We start from the raw sequence: 18,533 nt of genomic DNA, 5'->3' as shown, positions 1-18,533 counted from the left end.
AAGCGCAATCTTGATTGTCTATTATATGAGCAAGAACAGAAAACGAACGCTGGTAGGTAGGGTATATGGATAACAATGGTGATCTCGATGGATTGGAAGGAAACGACAGGAATACCATCATCGTGCACGACGCGAACACCAACAATCTCAAGCACGTCGATCTTAAGCTGCCCAAACACGCCATCACCGTCTTCGTCGGTCTTTCGGGGTCGGGCAAATCGTCGCTTGTCTTCGACACCATCGCGGCACTTTCCCGTCGCGAATTGAACGAGACATTCCCGAGCTTCACCCAGCAATACCTGCCGAAATTCGGACGTCCGGACGTCGAGCGGATCGACAACCTGCCGGTGGCCATCGTCATCGAACAATGCAGGCTTGGGTCCAACGCGCGCTCGACGCTCGCCACGTATACTGGCGTCTATTCCCTGCTGCGCCTGCTGTTTTCGCGTGTCGGCGATCCGTTCATCGGCTATTCCGACACCTATTCGTTTAACCTGCCGCAGGGGATGTGCCCGAATTGCCAAGGGCTCGGCTATATCGACGACATCGATGAAAGCAAGATCATCGATCCCAACAAATCGCTTAACCAAGGGGCCATCACCTTCGTCAGTTTCGGGCCGGACACCTGGCGCTGGCACCGGTACGTCAACAGCGGCCTGTTCGACAACGACAAGCCCATCAAGGATTACACGCCTGAAGAATACGACCTTTTGATGCACGCCCCACAGCGCAAGCTCGAATATCCACCGGACAATTGGTTCAAAACCGCGCTTTACGAAGGGGTGGTGCCGCGCATCCGCCGTTCCATCCTGCACAAGAAGGAGGCAAGCAAGCATCGCGACGCCATTGCGGCCGTGGTCACGCGCAAGCCTTGCCCGGCCTGCCACGGCACCAGGCTCAAGCCGGAAGTGCTCAAAGTGCGCATCAACGGGTTCAACATCGCCGAGGTCAGTGCCATGGATTTGATACACGTCATCGCCTTCTTGGACGGCATCACCGACCCGCTCGCCCAGGAAGTCGTGCGCGAACTGCGTGGCAAAGTGCAGTCGCTGGTCGATATCGGCTTGGGTTATTTGACGCTCGACCGCAGCACGGGCACGCTTTCCGGCGGGGAGGCGCAACGTATCAAAATCGCCAAATACCTCACGAGCTCGCTTTCTGACATGCTTTACGTGCTCGACGAGCCGAGCGTCGGTCTGCACCCGCACGATATTCAGCTCATCACGGCGGCTCTGCGCAAGCTCAAAGATAAAGGTAATACGATTTTCATTGTCGAGCACAACCCGGAGGTCATTGCCATCGCCGACCACGTTGTGGAAATCGGCCCGAAAGCCGGTGCGAATGGGGGAGAGGTCACGTTCACCGGAAACTATCAGGAATTGCTGGATTCCGATACCGTGACCGCCAAATATCTGCAGCAGCGGCCGTGCAAAACCAACGTACGCAAACCGAGCGGATATTTCAAGCTCGCACATGTCACCACCAACAACCTGCAGGATGTCAGCGTGAATATCCCGAAGGGCGTGATGACGGTCGTCTCGGGCGTTGCCGGCAGCGGCAAAAGCTCACTGGTCACAGCGTTCCGGCAGCAGCTCAACAAGGACGGCACCGATTATGTCGACCTTTCGCAAGGCGAGATCGGCGCGAACATCCGCTCCACGCCGGCCACCTACCTTGGCATTCTCGACCCGATCCGCAAGTTTTTCGGCTCGGCCAACCATGTCTCCACCCAACTTTTCAGCTACAACGGCAAAGGGGCGTGCCCCCGTTGCAAGGGCAAGGGCGTGACCATCACCAACATGGCGTTCATGGATCCGGTGGTGCAGACCTGCGAAGTCTGCCACGGGCAGCGCTATAACCCCGACGTGCTGGAATACCGGTATCACGGCAAGAACATCGCCGAAGTGCTGGCCATGTCCGTCGCCGATGCCGCTGATTTCTTTCATTCCGTCGCGGACGTAGCGCCGAAACTCAACAACCTGCGCAAGGTCGGGCTTGACTATCTTTCCCTCGACCAGCCGTTGACCACGTTATCGGGCGGAGAACTGCAACGGCTCAAGCTGGCCTTTGAATTGAACAACCACGGCACGGTCTATCTTTTTGACGAGCCTACCGCCGGTCTGCATCTGAAGGACACGCAAAAACTTCTGGCGCTGTTCGACGAGTTGGTCGGGCAAGGCAATACGCTCGTGGTCATCGAGCACAATCTCGAAGTCATCAGCCAGGCCGATTGGCTTATCGACGTCGGCCCCGATGCCGGGCGATACGGTGGCAAGATCATGTTCAGCGGCACGACACAGGATTCGATGAAAGTGGATCAATCCAAGACGGGACAGGCGTTGCGACAGTGGTTCTCAGAGTAAATATTTTGGCTTGGTGTCGGGATCATATCTGGCTGTCTTCATGCTTGATTGGAGCTGAAGGATGACTTTCATACCCCAAAACTAGACAAACGCCGATAATATTTCATTCTCCAGAACGATGACGGCACGGCTGAAAACCCGTATTCTTGGGTAATCGTAAGGGGTGTCAAAGTGAGTATGTCATCGGCCTTCCGGGGTTTGGCAGGGCTCGCAGCCTTTGAAGCAAGACAAGAACCATTAGACAAGAAGATTGATATCTACAACTAGCAACCATGAGGGGAATGGCTGATTGAAAGAGAATATCAACGTTATGAATAAAAGCAGCAACAGCTTGGCCGCGCTTGTGGCTAGCGTACCGAGTTTGCCGCCAAGACCGGTATCCGCGCGGTCTTCGGCTCCGGCCGGTTCCAGACGGCATGTCATCACGGGGCACGGCATGTACGACGGGGAGACGATGGCGAACAATACTACGGCAGCGGATCGCAGCGTTACGATGGCTCCGATGGGAAACGCTGCCAAAGCAATGGCAGGGACGCCGAATATGGCTGGTGCCAACAACAACATTCAACGACCAACCACAACGAAGCCTTCCGGCTTCTGGGGCAGGATTCGTTCCAGCCGTCTTGGGCTGACGACTTTCGACATCAAGATGATCGGCGTGGTGCTGATGGTGGTCGACCACATCCACCAGATGTTCGCCTCGCAAGGCGCACCGAATTGGCTGGACTGGTTCGGCAGGCCTGTGGCCACGCTGTTCTTCTTCGTCAGCGTTATCGGCTTCTCACACACGCACAGCAAAAAGGCCTATATGGTGCGCCTTTACGTGTGCATGGTGCTGATGGCCGTGCTCGACGTCGTTCTGCAGCAGGTGGTCAACTACGACGGCGCGCAACTGGTCAACAACATCTTCCGCGACCTCTTCATCGGCACGATTTTCATGGCCGCCGTCGATTGCTTTGAGGCTGCATTCAAGAAACGCGCCAACAAGGCCGCCTCGGGATTCGGAGCAGGTGTGCGTGGTGGTGACGAGCGCACCGGTTCGGCACATGGGGTCATGGGGCGCAATGTTGTTGCTTCAGCTGGTATGAGCGCTTCCGCTGCCGATCAGAACATAATGCACGCCAACAGGCATGCCAGCAGCGTCACCCGTGGCTTCCGCGTGAAAAAGACGATGGAAGGAGTGCTGCTGCTTGCCCTACCGTTCCTGCTTTCCCTGGTGCTTCTGCCTTTCATGGCACAGGGCGAAGGGGCGCAAAGCCCGGTGATGATATGGGTGCTGCGTGTACTGACCGCTGTCGATCCTGCGATCCTGCTGGCTGAAAACACCGTCATGGTACTGCTCATCCCGGTGATGTATGCGTTGCGCAACGTCAAACACAGCCTGATTTGGCAGAGTGCGGCCATTGCCGTGGTGGCGGTGTGCTACGCGTTTGCGGGGCAGACGCAGTGGATGATGGTCTTCGCGATTATCCCTATCCTGCTTTACAACGGTGCAAAGGGACGCGGCGACAAGTACTTCTTCTATATCTTCTATCCCACGCATATCGCGGCGCTGTATGTGCTCGCAAGCCTCGTCTGAGAAAGTGTTGCTCCGCCCGTTTCGGTTTGTCTTGTTTGGTGTAATCAAGAAAAGCCAGGTCGACTGTTACTTGATCGGCAATGATCATTCCGTTTTGGGCGCGTCGAATCTGATCGAATCTAATTGAATTGAAAAATAAAAATACCGGGGCTTCGCCGTGGCTTCATTGTTCCGGCGAAGCCCCGGTATGTCTGCCGTTTCATCGTGAGCTTACGCGACAAATCGTATATTGCGTAAGCTCACGATTCCGTAATGGCTGATGCCTCTGCGCTATATCGATTGCCGGTGATTGCCGGTGATTGCCGGTCTGGATTAGAATCCGGCCGAAGGGTCGCCGCCGATGGACGGCATGATGCTCGGGTTGCCGGCGTCCGTTGGCTTGAGGCCAAGCCTTGCGGTAAATCGCACGACCATTTTCGCGTCGCTGTCTGACGTGTCGAGAGGAGCGATCTTCCCGTTGATGCGAATCGTCGGCGGGAAGAGACCCTTGGTGCCGTTCATGTTGATAAAAAGCTCTTTGCGCATTGTGTCATACAGTGTTGCTTTACTGATGTATTTTGCGTAAGGTGCCTTCACCGCCTCGTCGGCGATCTTCTCGCTTACGCCGGCTTTGATGGCCTGCTGCGCGATGTCGTCATCGCTGACATCTTTGAAATGGACGGCATCCGGTTGGAAATCCTTCTCGAAAAGCATTCCGACAAACGCCGTGACGTGGTTTGGGTCGTGCTCCGAGACGTAGGCGACGGCGTTGGCTGCCCTGACGGAATAACGGTCTGTGGATGGCGTGTCGTAAAGATTGAGAGGATGGATCTCAAGATTGATCTGCCGCGCTGCCTGCAATTTTTCGAGAGTCGGAGTTAGGGCTCTGGTGACGTCGCCGCAGTACGGGCATAGGAAGTCTGTATAGAGTTCGACCGTGGGCGCGTCGGGATTGTGGTGGTCTTTGCTAAAAGCGGGGAACCCGGCGTTGTCCGTCGCGTTGGACGGTTTGTCGGGGACCTTTTCCATCTCCGAATATGCCTGGCTCCGTGTTGTGGGCAGTGCGGCAGGAGCGGCTTTCGGGGCATGTTTGGTGCCGATACCGATGCCGATGTTGATACCGATCACCAGAACCAACGCTACGATGATCACTGCCGCAACGATGGCGATGATGATTTGCCTGCGAGGGATGAGGCTGGATTTATATCGCGATTGGGGTTTGTCGTTCGAAACGCTTTCGAGCGAAGGGGGTATCGACGGTTCTTGATTTTCTGAATTGTCTGGCAGATACTTCCCAATCTTGCCCATGTCCGGTCACCGGAATCCTCTCTCGCATGTCTTTAAAAACTCGGCAATATTGTTTATTTTATCGTATTATTACGATAACTCACCGATTTTTTGGTGTAAGTCTGACAAAAACCATAAAGGAATAAAGCTTATCTTTGTTGAACCCCGGCAATGTTGATCGGCCATAGTGAACGTCTGTCTTTGCCGTCTTCGGCAGTGATTCAATGCTACAGTGATGCAAAATATTCAGGGAATTAAGCAAGGCAACAAAGAATACCGGCGATTGCACGGTTACGCATAATCATGCAATCGCATAATCACGCAATCACGCAATCGCCGGTACCTTCAATCACAGATATTTCTGTTGTATTGGAATCGCTTCGCCGTGTGCACCTATGGCCGGCATGACCTTGGGGTCGCCGACCTGCTCGCGATGCAGTCCTAAAGAATGAATGAACGTCGGTTTGACGTCATCGAGTGTGTGAAGCTGGCGGTATTGCCACATCTTGCCGTTGATGCAGATGGTGGGTGTGGAGAAGCGGAACTGATCTTGCATGGTGACATATAGTTCCCTGCGCCGGGACGTGTATTTCGTCGCTTTCTCCACGTAATCGGTATAAGTGCCTTTCGTCGATTTTTTGGCGACATCTTTCTTCACTCCGGCCTTGATTGCCTGATTGATGATTTCCTGATCGCTGACCTCTCTGTTGTCTTTTTTGCTTGGTTGGTAGGTTTTATCGTACAGGGCCGTAGAAAAATCGAACAGTCTTTCAGGCTGGTGCGATGCGACATAGGCGACGGCGCTCGCCGCACGGGTGGAATAATGGTTTTTCGTCTTTGAATCGAGGAAATTAATGGGATGGATATACAGATTGATCTGTTTGGCATCCATCATGTCCTTTATTGGCCTGAAAAGGTCTTGTTCGACAACCGCGCAGCCAGGGCAGAAGTAATCGACATAAAGGTCGACGCTCGGCGCTCCCGGATTGTAATCACTGGCCTTGAACGCAGGCAGACCGCCGTTTTTGGTCATGCCCACTGGCTTCTGTGCCAAGCTCTGGAGTTGCTGGTAATTACGTTGCTCGCCATATTTGCTGTCCCAAAAGGCGTAGCAACCGGTAACGACGATGACGATTGCCAGAATCGCGGCGAGGGTTGACGTTATGACGAGGACGTGGCGCCGTTGTATCTTCTCATGGATATTCAGGGCTTTCTCCTTTAGCTGGACTGCGGAAGCCTTGATGTTATCGTTCATCTGCGCGAAATTGCCATTTGCCTTGGCGTTTGGAGAGTTGGAGACATTATCGCTCTCTTTTGACTTCTGTTGATTTTCATCAGAATCTGTCATATTCGCGTCCATCGCTTCAGGCTTTCGACCGTCACTGCCTTGACCATTGCCCATTGCCATGGCATCTCTCCTCTTGACCCACTTCGCGTTGTGACAAAAATCTCAATTCTTATCCCCTTGACACCTTACTAGCAATTCTAACTAAACACCAATAGTAACAGTGTCCGAGTTGTTATTTGGACATGTCTGCCATTGAGCCGATGAGTGCAATCAAACGATTGATGCAATAAGACTTGTTGAGAAGAAGTGAATGCAACCAACTTAGTATATCTTTTGAGATTCTATTAGTGATTTATGTGCAGGATTCTCTTCAACGTTTAACAATGCATGACATATAATTAAGCGCGATAACAACGGTGTGGTCGGCTTGAATTGGGAGTTCTTGCGTTTCTTTAAAGAAAACACCCTTCGCTGTAAAATAATAGTTATTGTTGTCGAGAGCTAGGGATTGCTATGACCACCGTAGATGAGATTTTCGAGCACATCGTTGCTGATTCTGCTGATAAGCGCGAACAGGGGACTCGGTTTGAATACGCGGTCAAGTATTTCCTTGAGCACGACCCGGCTTGGTCTGAGGAGATAAAGCAAGTATGGATGTGGGATGAAGCCCCGACAAACATGCCTCGACGTCAGGATACGGGCATTGACTTGGTCGCTCTGGACAAGGATGGTTCTTATTGGGCGATTCAGGCGAAATGCTATTCCAATAAAGCCAAGCTTTCGAATGCTGATGTTTCTACCTTTTTCATGGCAGCTCAGGCGGATGAGCGATACAGCCATTACATGATTGCGGATACCGCTCAGGCCTATACATCTAATTTGGAGAATTTCTTAACACTCAATCCTCGGCTTGGTGCAGTGAGAATTGGTTTGGACGATATGCGCCAGTCAAATGTGGACTGGGATGCATTCGAAAACGGGACTTCAGCAAAAGAACGTACGATTTTCGAGCTGCGGCCGCACCAGCGCGAAGCAGTAGATGCAGTGAAGAAAGAACTGAGCAAGGCCGACCGCTGCTCGATGATTATGGCTTGCGGAACCGGCAAAACTCTGACCTCTTTGAGACTAAGCGAGGAGCTGCTTGGAAATGGTCATACAGTTTTGTTCCTGGCTCCTTCGATTTCGCTGGTTTCCCAGTCAATGCGCGATTGGGTGAATCAGGTTCGTGAGAGAATCAATGTTTATGTTGTTTGCTCGGATGGCAAGGCTAGTAAGCTCAAGGATGAGTCGTATGGCCAGATAACCGATATCCCATTCCCGGCGACAACCAATGCCCATACCATCGCTGAACGTTTTACGAAGAAAGATGATGCTCTCAATGTCATCTTTTCGACATATCAAAGCATTCAAGTCATTCATGACGCCCAAGAAGAAGGTCTGCCTGACTTTGATTTGACGATTTGCGATGAGGCTCATCGAACGACCGGTGTAGTCGATGGCGAAGGAGCCTTCCAAAAGGTGCATGACAATAACTTCATTCATTCTTCCAAGCGTCTGTATATGACGGCGACTCCGCGAATCTTCAGTGAGGGAGCCAAAAACAAGGCAAATCAGGGTGCCATTGAAATCGCCAGTATGGATGATGAAAGCAAGTACGGCAAAGTTGCTTATCGTTTAAGCTTTGGCAAAGCTGTCGATGAAGGACTGTTGACTGATTACAAGATCGTGATTATGCAAGTCACCGAGGATATGATGGGCAAACCTATCCAGGATGCATACAGTGATGAGAACTCGGAGGTCCAGCTTCCCGATGCTATGAAATTCGTAGGCTGCTGGAAAGCGTTGTTTGATAGACGGCATGCAAGAGCTATCGATCAGCCTTCTAACGGTGGCAGGCATTCGGTATCATTCGAAACGGATGACACTAAGCGTGTTCTTCATCATGCCATTGCGTTTGCACCATCAATCAAAGCTTCCAAGGCATTGACCAACAACTTCCGAGCGGTTATCGACAAGTATACTTCTTCTTTGCCTGATACAGAGGGGAATGAATCCACACTCGAAGCTGGTCATGATGTGCATGTGCAGTTTGACCACGTTGACGGAACGATGGATGCCGCAACACGCCATACAAAGCTTGATTGGTTGGCTGCGGATACCGAGCCTAACGAATGCCATGTCTTGTCCAATGCAAGATGCCTCGCAGAAGGTGTCGATGTTCCTGATTTGGATGCCGTGATGTACCTTTCGGCTCGCAGCAGCAAAATCGACATTATCCAATCCGTCGGCCGTGTCATGCGCAAATCTCCCGGCAAAGAATATGGATACATCATCATTCCTGTGGCCGTGAAACCGGGTACTGACCCGTCGATGGCACTTTCCTCCGATTCCTACAAGATTGTCTGGGATGTGGTTCGTGCTTTGCGAAGCCATGATGAGCGGCTAGATGCCATCATCAATGCAGCAGCACTTGGTGATGCCGATTCGCTGAGCAAGATTGTTGAGGTTGAAGTTCTTGACGAGTCGAAGCTGAAAAAGCGCAAACCGAAAAAGCCTGAAGGTACTCATATTGGTGATCCTGACCCAGATGAACATACTGATGGTGGCAGCGATGATGGTGAATATGGAACCGGTGAGGATTATGGCAGCGGTTCCGCAACCCAGCCTGAACTTGATTTGGAAATGACTGAACTCGCCAAAGGCATCAATGCGCAGATAGTCCGTAAGTGCGGAACCAAGATTTATTGGGGCGAATGGACTGATGATATTGCCGATATCACCCGTCACCGTGCTGCTCAGATTGCTGAGCTTGTTGATAGCGATAAAGCCCATGGCCCATTCATGGAGTTCGTGCAGGGTCTTCGTGATTCGTTGAATTCCGGGTATTCTGAGACTGATGCCATTGCGGTTTTGGCACAGCATGAGGTTACCAAGCCCATTTTCGAAACATTGTTTACCAATCGTGAAGTGCTTGAAGGTAATCCTATCGTTCAAGGTCTCGATCGCGCGTTGGATTCGCTCTATGAGGCAGGACTTCCGCAGGATATCGACAATCCTACGTTGCGGGATTTGTACGCGTCGGTACAACTTTCGGCCAGTCAACTCGAAAGCGATGACGCCAAGCAGAACCTCATCAAAGAAATCTACAATGAGTTCTTCACCAAGGCGTTCCGAGAAACGGCCGACAGCCTTGGCATTGTATATACTCCGGTAGAAGTCGTTGATGCTCAGTTGCACATGGTTCAGCGTGCCTTGGAGCAGGAGTTCCATCAATCGCTGGGAACTCGGGGAGTCCATATTCTTGACGGTTTCGCTGGCACGGGTACTTATCTTTGCCGGCTCATCGAGGACAAGAGTCTTATCAAAGATGAGGACTTGCCATACAAATATGAGCACGATTTGCATTCCAATGAGATTGTCCCGCTGGCCGCGACGATTATGGACATCAACATCGAGCAGTCGTATCACAAGCGTATGGGTGGCGACTACAAGCCGTTCCCGGGTGCATTGCTTACCGATACATTCCAAATGTACGAGCAGGATGACCCGCTCGATTTGGGCGTGTTTAAGGAAAATACAGAGCGTGTAAAAGCTCAGAAGGAATTACCCATCAAGGTCATTATTGGCAATCCTCCTTATCGGGCTGGCGATTCGCAAAACACCGGCAATCAGAACACTAAGTATCCAGGTTTGGATAAACGTGTTGAAGAGACCTATGTAGCGAATTCTGATGCGACTCTTAATAATTCTTTGTATGACCACTATATTCGTGCTTTCCGTTGGGCGAGTGACCGTATCGGTGATTCGGGAATAGTTTGCTTTGTCTCAAACGGTGGCTGGTTGAACAGCACTTCTGGAGCAGGGATAAGACGTTGTTTCAGCAAAGAATTCAGTGATATTTATGTCTATAACCTGCGGGGGAATCAGCGCACACAAGGGGAAGAATCACGAAAAGAAGGTGGCAAGATTTTCGATTCCGGGTCCCGAGCGACCATAGCTATTACTTTGCTCGTGAAAAATTCGAGGTCTGCGAATAGCGGGAAAATCCATTATCGCGATATTGGTGATTATTTGTCACGTGATCAAAAACTGTCGATTCTTAAAGAAGTGGTAAGGGAATCACCGGATTGGGATGAAAGCTTATATCAAGACTGTTTTGGAGATTGGCTTAATCACCGAGACACAAGTTATGGAAGATTCATTCCATTGGGGATTCAAGAAGGTACCAAAAAATTACCTAGCGGTTTGTTTTCAATTTGGTCGGCGGGAATCCAAACTCAGCGTGATGCATGGGCTTATAATTTTTCAGGTACGCAACTTACTGACAATATGGCTAAAACCATTCAATTCTTTAATCAAGAATTGGGACGTTATAACGATTCAGATTTTTCTGGTAATTCTCGAGATTTTGTAGTCACTGATAATCGCAAAATCTCATGGTCGGATTTTCTTTATTCAAGAATTAATCGGAATAAACCTATTATGGTGAATGATGAGGCTAAAAGAGTTATTCAGTATCGACCTTTTTGTAAGGAAATGGGATGGTTTGATTCTCAAATAAATGATCGACCTGGAAACCAAAAAATGTTGTTCCCTACTGAATTAAATAAAAATATCGTAATTGATGTTGGAGAAAGAGGCGTCTCTATTTCTTCAGTAGTTCCCGATCGTGAGTTTGAACATCATGGCCAGTGTTTTCCGATGTATTGGTATGAGCAACCTAAAAATGAAAACATGCTAGATCTGAGTGAAAATAAACATGTAGATAAACAAGGATACGTAAAGCATAGTGCCATTACGAATGTTTCTCTTCAAATATTTCAAGAGGCATATCCTCATTTGCATATAGATAAAGAAGATGTCTTTTATTATGTTTATGGGATTTTGAATAGCCCTGAGTATGGTCAACGTTTTGGTAATAATCTAAATCGTGAACTGCCTCGTGTGCCTCTGGCCAAAGATTTCAAGGCATTCATGAAAGCTGGACGTGAGCTTGCTCAGCTTCATTTGAACTATGAGACTGTGGATAAATGGGCAGTAAAGGAAACCGGTAATTCTTCGAATCCCGGCCGCACAATAAAAATGTCCTATCCCAACAAGGTGAAAGATCCTGAAACCGGCAAGAAAGTCAAGGATTTGACTGTCTTAAAGGTTGCCGAAAATCTCATGATCGAGGGGATACCTCTTCGCGCCTACGATTATGTTGTCAACGGCAAGAGTGCGATAGGTTGGCTCATCGACCGTTACCAGATTACCACTGATAAAAAGAGCGGAATCATCAATGATCCCAACGACTACAGTGACGACCCGCGCTACATCGTCGACCTAGTAGAACGAGTCGTCACCGTAAGCATGAAAACTCTAGACATCATGGACTCCCTCCCCCCACTAAACGAGCTTCCCCAGCCCGCCAATTGGCCTCAAGCCTGGAAATGATGTTTGCCGATTTGTAATTCCTGATATAAAGAGATACACTTTTCTTACCAAAATATTGGTAAGAAAAGTGCAGAAGGTGAAATAATGGTATTGCAAATTCGAGTTAATAATGAAGCACCAAAACCCGGGCCGGAGCTGCTTGAAGAGCACGGTTTATCTTGGTCTCTCGTAAAACGAGCTTTGATAAGTGGCAGAGCTGGCTTCTTTGAGTATACAGAGAGTGATATACCAGGTGCTCGTGGTATGGGAACGCTTACTCGGGTAGTGTCTTTGCTCTCTGAGTCAACTAAAACAGGCGGTCTTTCTGAATACATACGGATAGACGATCATGGACAAGTGGTCTTTTTGCGTGGTCAAAACGTAAAAGAACGTTTTGTCGTGATGACAGGGGATTCTGCAACGGGTACCGCAGTGCAGCCTTGCACGATGAGTCCAAAAGGTTCTATGACTAGTAAGAAGATCGATATCAATATCGATCTTCTTGGAGGGCAACCATCAGATATGCTTTTGCCAGCATCAACTGGAGCGTTCACGTCGTCTGTGATACCGGATGACGATTATGTATATACATGGTTTTTGCTTTTTTATATTGACGGTATGACTGGTACGGTTCGTTCAGAGTTCAGTTTGGCTGATGAATATGAGACTATGAGTGATGGTAAGTGTCAAATTAGGCATTATGAGAAACGGATTATCTTGCCTGATATTTCTCGTGAAGATGGACTTGAAAAACTAATAAAGCCTGTTGACCCCACCGCTTATGATAATGGGTTTGAAGTTTCTAGAAGGAATGGAAGTAAATAGTTCAGTTCCTTGTAAGAGCTTATGAGCCAATAAGTGATTGTGAGGGTAGTATGAACTCTTTCGACGGTAAGAGATTAAAAAATCGTCGGGAACGTAGGGGATTGACAAAGAAGTCTCTCGCCCAAGAAGCAGGGGTGAATCAGCGGTATATTACTGAATGGGAAGAGTCTGAAGGTCAGGTGGTTCCGAATGAAAAACAACTTGTGAAACTTGCTAAGGCGCTTGATACTGATGTGAGATATTTTTCGATGCCATGGGTTGGCGGTGTTGGAGAGAAGAATATTTCTTTTAGGGCGCCGACGAAAATGTCTCGTCGCAATATTAATGCTGCGGTTGCTTTCGCTCAAGATGGCAAAGAAATAGGTGACTGGATATCCAGTAATTATGACTGTCCTAAACCTGATTTGCCTGAAATTAATGCTATTGATACTTCACCTGAACATGCAGCTTTATTAGTTCGAGAGGCTTGGGGATTAGGTCAGGCACCAATTGCTAATATGGTGAGGTTATTGGAGCTCCATGGAGTATTTGTTTTTTCTGCCAATGGAACTGCTGGTATAGATTTTGATGCTTTTTCTTTCTTTTCAGATTATCGTCCTTATGTTTTTTTAAGCACAAATAAAAGTCCTGAAAGAGATCGTTTTGATGCAGCTCATGAATTAGGTCATTTATTGCTTCATCAGCATAATGATGAGTTAAGTTCCAAGGAGCGCGAACAAGAAGCTAATGATTTTGCTTCAGCGTTTCTTATGCCTAGAAGTGGTTTATTGGCGCAGATTCCTTATTCCTTATCTTTTGAGAAGATTAAAGTTCTGAAAAAGGGTTGGGGGGTAGCTGCTTCAGCGTTATGTGTCCGTTTGCATAAGCTCGATGTTCTTACGGACTGGACTTATCATGCTCTGTTTGTTCGCCTTTCTAAAGAAGGTTATCGTGCGGGTGAACCTGATGGAATGCGCTACCGAGAACAATCTAAGATAATGGATTTTGTTATGCATGATTTATATGCTAATCACGATGCAGAAACGTTGTCTCGAGAAACCGGTGAAACAATGCGTGATATTTCTGATTTCGCATTCGGCCTAAAAATGGTTATAAAAAACAAACGTAAACCGGGAATTGGCACGGGAACAAGGGAATTGGACGAAAAACAGTTCTAATTTTTTGTAGGATTACTTCTTCTAATGATAGGATATGTATCTAAATTAATGTGATTCCAAAAATTCAGTAACTGCAGTTTCTCTTTTCTGAAGCGCTATAAGTTAAGATTATATTGGGTGATTTCTATTCGTGGCTTTTCACGAAATTAGGTAACTCGATGGGTTGGACTTTGATGCGTTGTTCAAGAATAAGTTTGTGCAACAGATTCATGCCGTGATCCTTGTTGTCCAGGGTCTCTCCGTATCTGTTGATCAGTTTTGCGATGTTTTTATACAGGCTGTATGGCTTATAGGGGTAAATGCCGTCAGGGTGGTCTTTTGTTTTCTCGCCCTTGTTTTCGGTCGAGTACACGAATATCAGCTTCACCTTCTGATTGTACAGGTCGACATGATCGAAAAGCGACTGGAAATAGGAATAGTCGGCTTCGCCCAGAGAGTGCCCGAAGAATTTGATATAGGCCGGTTCGGTGCTTTCCTCGAACACCTTGAGGACATCGACAGGCTGCTCGGTTTTATCAAGCTGCAAGGTTCTGGCGGCTTTTGTGAATTGGAATGCTGCTGGATTATCGATGAGTTTCCTTTTCCCCTTCGCGTCCCGCTCGACTTCATCTATGCCGAATATAATGTCCGACTTCAGTGGCTTGGCCGGGGCAGACCTACCGGAACTGGGTCGTACGAGGCCGTGGACATGTCGCATTCTTTTGCATGCGGCAAGTTCGTTGGTGAAGTTAAAATTGAGGACGGAATCCGGCGATATCGTGTCCGGGGCGATTCTGATGTTCTTGATGGCTGTGTACAGCTCATTGGCGTCGTTGGGGTAGTAGTAGTCATTCAGACATGCGTCGGCAAGGTAACTTGCGAAGGCGTTTTCGAATTTGATCAACTCGTTGTGCAAGATGTTCAAAATCCGGAAATTCTCGCCGAATAGCTCTTCTCCGGGCAGCCCGTCTATGAGACCATCAATGGCTCGATCGTTATATAATTTTTGAGCATATCCAATTCCCGCTTCGGCGATGCGCCGTATCTCGATGTGAATCTTGGGAGCATACTTTGAAAGTGGTTTTGAAAAGAGATTGGACGAAACGCTGTTCGAGGAAATCAGCTTTTGCAGGTCGTCGGTGGTGACCCATTTGCGGATCACCGATTCCACGTCCGACCAGGTTCCTATGCGTGTTCCGTTTGCGCATTCAAACAAGAATATATAATCCCAAAGCGTGATGTCTTTTTGTTTGGGCAGATTGCTGCCGATTAATCCTTTGTGCCCTTCCAAGTTCGAACTTATGGAACGTTTGCCGTCAGGACGCACTTGGAAATGCTCGCAAAAACGCCAATTGAAAAAATCCGAATATCGGGATTTCAGGCCGAGGCAGGTGTCGAAGCCGTTACCGAGTATGATGAGTTGTCCGATTGACATGAAAGCGCTCCCTAACGATTAAAGGTAATTGTAATTATCGTATTGGAAAATCCGTTTTCCGATTCGTTCGAACATATATGCTTAGCTTACTAGACTGAAGGTAACGTTTCAAACGAAAGGACTGAATATGGCTGACGAGAACAAGCCACAGCCGGAGAGCTTCCAGCTCGATCACACCAAGGTGAAGGCACCGTATGTGCGTTTTATCGACACCGAGACGGGCGAGAAAGGCGACGTGATCTCCAATTACGACCTGCGCCTGGTGCAGCCCAACGAGAACGCCATCCCGACCGGCGGTCTGCACACCATCGAGCACACCATCGCGGTACTGCTGCGCGAACGCATCCCGGGCTACATCGACTGCTCGCCGTTCGGCTGCCGCACCGGCTTCCACCTGCTGACCTGGGGCGAGCACAGCACCGAGGACGTGGCGAAAGCGCTCAAGGAATCGCTCGAGTTTATCGCCTACAAGGCGACTTGGGACGACGTGCCTGCCACGGACATCAAGAGCTGCGGCAACTACCGCGACCACAGCCTCTTCACCGCCAAGGAATGGTGCAAGAAGATCCTCGACGAGGGCATCAGTTCTGACCCCTACGTTCGCAAGGTGGTCTGATCCCGGGGACATTGCGACTTCCATGAGAGTCGTGGTTATCTGAATACGATAAGGGACGTCGGCAATGTGTTTGCCGGCGTCTCTTTGTTTTCGGGGTATAGGCCAAACTCAGGTTAAAAACCAAATATTCTGGCCTATAACCTTGTTTTCGTATCTGTAATAGCTGAATATCGATACGCTGGAAAGCCCCCATGTTAGGCTTTCGTTCAGTATTTGTAATAGATGTATGTGAGGTTGGTATTCCATGAGCGGGCAGCAGTCGAGCGAACATATCCGCAAGGCGACACAGGAAGATTTCGAGGCTATCCAGCGCAACTTCGAACGGGCCAGAAAGCTCATGGCGGCAAACGGCAACCCGACGCAGTGGGGCACGACCTGGCCACCGGCAGAGCTTGTTCGGCAAGACATCGATGGCGGCAACGCGTTTCTTTTGGTGGACAACGAGGGCGAGAACGGTTCGGAACGCATTCTTGCGCAGTTCGCCATGTTCACCGGGCTGGAACCCACGTACGCCGAAATCGAGGGCAAGTGGCTTGACGACGACGATTACGCCACGATGCATCGTCTCGCTTCTTCTGGTCTCAAGCACCACAGCGCCAAGACCTGCCTGGATTGGGCGGTCAAGACATACGGCAACGTGCGTTGCGACACCCATCCGGACAACTTGGCCATGCAGCACGTTTTCGAGGGCGATGGGTTCCAGCGCTGCGGGCTGATCCATGTCATGAACATCACCGACAAACCCGACGTGCGCGTCGCCTACCAGCGACACGAGCGCTGAGGACGTTGCCTGAGTATTGGAATGACAAGATTTCTGCGTTAACTGAAAACTGACTAAACGCACGATACGAATGGATGGCCTCACTTTAGTTAGGTGCCTATCGGTTCCAGCAGGGGCGGGAATGTCTAATTGTGTCAATTCTTTTATGGATATGCAAACCGCCTGTAAACGAAATGACGTAAGAAAAAGCGATGTCGTAAATTCTTTAGCGGGCTGATTTATTCTATATAACGATAAATTTGTCGCTTATGTAGCTGTTTGGCCCAGACGTTTGCGTTCGTCACCTGTGCGCGACACAATATTGGTTATGACATTGAACGCACTCGAACCATGGCCTTTCTCGTCTACTCTCGGAAAGGCGAACTACGCTGCAGCGCTGCGACGCTACCCAGGGCAGGCCATCGTCGACCTCAAGGCGCTGCGTGACAACATGCGGCACCTGGTAGAGGTCGTCGGCGGGCCGAAGTCCGGCACGGCCGTGATGGGCGTGGTGAAGGCCGACGGTTACGGGCATGGGCTCATTCCCTCCGCGCTGGCGGCGCTCGCGGGTGGTGCGACGTGGCTGGGAACCGCCCAACCGCGTGAGGCGTTGCTGCTGCGTATGGCCGGCATCGATTCGAGCCGTTGCCATATTCTCACGTGGATGTACAACGGGCGCAACGCCCCGCTCATCGAGCTCATCGCCAGCGATATCGATATTTCGGTGGGCTCGCTCGACGGCATTGACGCCGTGGCCGCCGCCGCACGCAAACTTGGCATGCCGGCGCGGGTGCATATCAAGGTCGATACTGGTTTCGGCCGCAATGGCTTCACCGCAGAGGGATTCCAAGCTGCGCTTGACAAGCTTGTGCCGCTCGCCAAGGAAGACGTGTTCGACATTGTGGGGCAGTGGAGCCATTTCTCAGTGGCCGACGCGCCCGACGTTCCCGAATTCGTGGAGGCGACCGATCAGCAGCTCGAAAGCTTCAAGCAGTTCACCGCACGCATGGAGAAGGCCGGTATTCCGCCGCGTATCCGCCATATCGCGAACACCGCGGCCACGCTTTCGCGTCCGGAAACACGCTTCGAACTGACACGACCGGGTATCGGACTTTATGGTTACGAGGCCGATCCGGCTATGGGCACGCCCTCGAAATACGGTTTAACGCCGGCGATGACGTTGCAGGCGCAGCTGGCCACGGTCAAGCGAGTCGAGGCTGGACATGGGATTTCCTACGGACGCACCTATATCACCGACGAGGAGACCAGCACAGCCATCGTGCCGCTGGGCTACGCCGACGGCATCCACCGCTCCGCCTCCGGCTTCGATGAGGCCGGCGCGAAGCATACGAAGAAGCCAGGCGGGCCGGTGCGTGTGATGACCAATGAAGGGCCGAAGCTGATGCGCGTTTCCGGGCGCGTGTGCATGGACCAGTTCATCCTCGACCTGCATGGCGATTCCGAGAAACTCGACGTGCATGAAGGCGATACCGTCGAACTCTTCGGGCCAGGACGCGGCGAGCAGTTCGTCGAGCCGACAGCCGACGATTGGGCGCGTGCCGCCGATACCATCAGCTATGAGATTTTCACTTGTCTTCGTACTCGCATCCCGCGTCTCTACCTGCATGCGGCCGAAGTACTCGATCCGCAGGATATGAGCAAGCTCAGCCCCAAGACGTTGCTGTGATGTTTGTGCTTTTCTAGGCAAATCTAGCGAACTTGATTTTGGATGGTCGCTGCGATTATGGTGACCACCCAGTTCTGTGATACCTGGCATGATCTCAAGATTCCTATTGGGTGCGCAGATGATGTGGGCTATCATCGGGAATATATAGTGCCGGCCTCGATAG

Annotated in this window: 11 protein-coding genes; 8 read left to right on the top strand and 3 right to left on the bottom strand. The window is 50.2% G+C overall.

Translation table 11 applies throughout. From position 1 onward, the window contains the following. Window positions 1-65 precede the first annotated feature (65 nt). Window positions 66-2,363: an excinuclease ABC subunit UvrA gene (locus OZX67_RS06260; protein WP_277141850.1), complete on the top strand. Its 2,298-nt coding sequence runs from the start codon at window positions 66-68 to the stop codon at window positions 2,361-2,363. 310 nt (window positions 2,364-2,673) lie between these two features. Next, a complete protein-coding gene (locus OZX67_RS06255; RefSeq protein WP_277141849.1) occupies window positions 2,674-3,942 on the top strand; it encodes a TraX family protein in 1,269 nt (422 codons plus the stop codon). 312 nt (window positions 3,943-4,254) lie between these two features. On the opposite strand, the gene OZX67_RS06250 is transcribed toward OZX67_RS06255, so the two are convergent. After that, window positions 4,255-5,229, bottom strand: coding sequence for a thioredoxin domain-containing protein (locus OZX67_RS06250; protein WP_277141848.1), 975 nt, complete (start codon window positions 5,227-5,229; stop codon window positions 4,255-4,257). A 328-nt stretch (window positions 5,230-5,557) separates the two neighbouring features. After that, complete coding sequence (locus tag OZX67_RS06245; RefSeq protein ID WP_277141847.1) at window positions 5,558-6,616, bottom strand: thioredoxin domain-containing protein; 1,059 nt, start codon at window positions 6,614-6,616, stop codon at window positions 5,558-5,560. 393 nt (window positions 6,617-7,009) lie between these two features. Here OZX67_RS06245 and OZX67_RS06240 point away from each other — a divergent pair, with 393 nt between their 5' ends. The 3 genes from OZX67_RS06240 (at window position 7,010) to OZX67_RS06230 (ending at window position 13,893) form a co-directional block, all read left to right on the top strand. Further along, entirely contained in the window at window positions 7,010-11,932 is a 4,923-nt protein-coding gene (locus tag OZX67_RS06240) for a type ISP restriction/modification enzyme (RefSeq protein WP_277141846.1), read from the top strand. Window positions 11,933-12,016: 84 nt separating this feature from the next. Continuing rightward, window positions 12,017-12,736, top strand: coding sequence for a hypothetical protein (locus OZX67_RS06235; protein WP_277141845.1), 720 nt, complete (start codon window positions 12,017-12,019; stop codon window positions 12,734-12,736). Between the two features lie 50 nt (window positions 12,737-12,786). After that, window positions 12,787-13,893: an XRE family transcriptional regulator gene (locus OZX67_RS06230; RefSeq protein WP_277141844.1), complete on the top strand. Its 1,107-nt coding sequence runs from the start codon at window positions 12,787-12,789 to the stop codon at window positions 13,891-13,893. A gap of 124 nt (window positions 13,894-14,017) precedes the next feature. Here OZX67_RS06230 and OZX67_RS06225 read toward each other — a convergent pair whose 3' ends face one another. Continuing rightward, the gene (locus OZX67_RS06225) at window positions 14,018-15,307 is read right to left on the bottom strand and encodes an AbiH family protein (RefSeq protein WP_277141843.1); all 1,290 of its coding nucleotides are present in this window, start codon (window positions 15,305-15,307) and stop codon (window positions 14,018-14,020) included. Between the two features lie 127 nt (window positions 15,308-15,434). On the opposite strand from OZX67_RS06225, the gene OZX67_RS06220 reads away from it, so the two are divergent. The 3 genes from OZX67_RS06220 (at window position 15,435) to alr (ending at window position 18,370) form a co-directional block, all read left to right on the top strand. Continuing rightward, window positions 15,435-15,923: an S-ribosylhomocysteine lyase gene (locus OZX67_RS06220; protein WP_277141842.1), complete on the top strand. Its 489-nt coding sequence runs from the start codon at window positions 15,435-15,437 to the stop codon at window positions 15,921-15,923. A gap of 244 nt (window positions 15,924-16,167) precedes the next feature. Further along, window positions 16,168-16,704, top strand: a complete 537-nt coding sequence (locus OZX67_RS06215; RefSeq protein WP_277141841.1) for an N-acetyltransferase — start codon at window positions 16,168-16,170, stop codon at window positions 16,702-16,704. Window positions 16,705-17,011: 307 nt separating this feature from the next. Then, complete coding sequence (gene alr, locus OZX67_RS06210) at window positions 17,012-18,370, top strand: alanine racemase (protein WP_277141840.1); 1,359 nt, start codon at window positions 17,012-17,014, stop codon at window positions 18,368-18,370. Window positions 18,371-18,533: the final 163 nt, after the last annotated feature.

It is taken from the genome of Bifidobacterium sp. ESL0728, from assembly GCF_029392015.1.
Lineage (GTDB): Bacteria > Actinomycetota > Actinomycetes > Actinomycetales > Bifidobacteriaceae > Bifidobacterium.
This window is presented reverse-complemented; position numbering and strand designations above follow the sequence as displayed.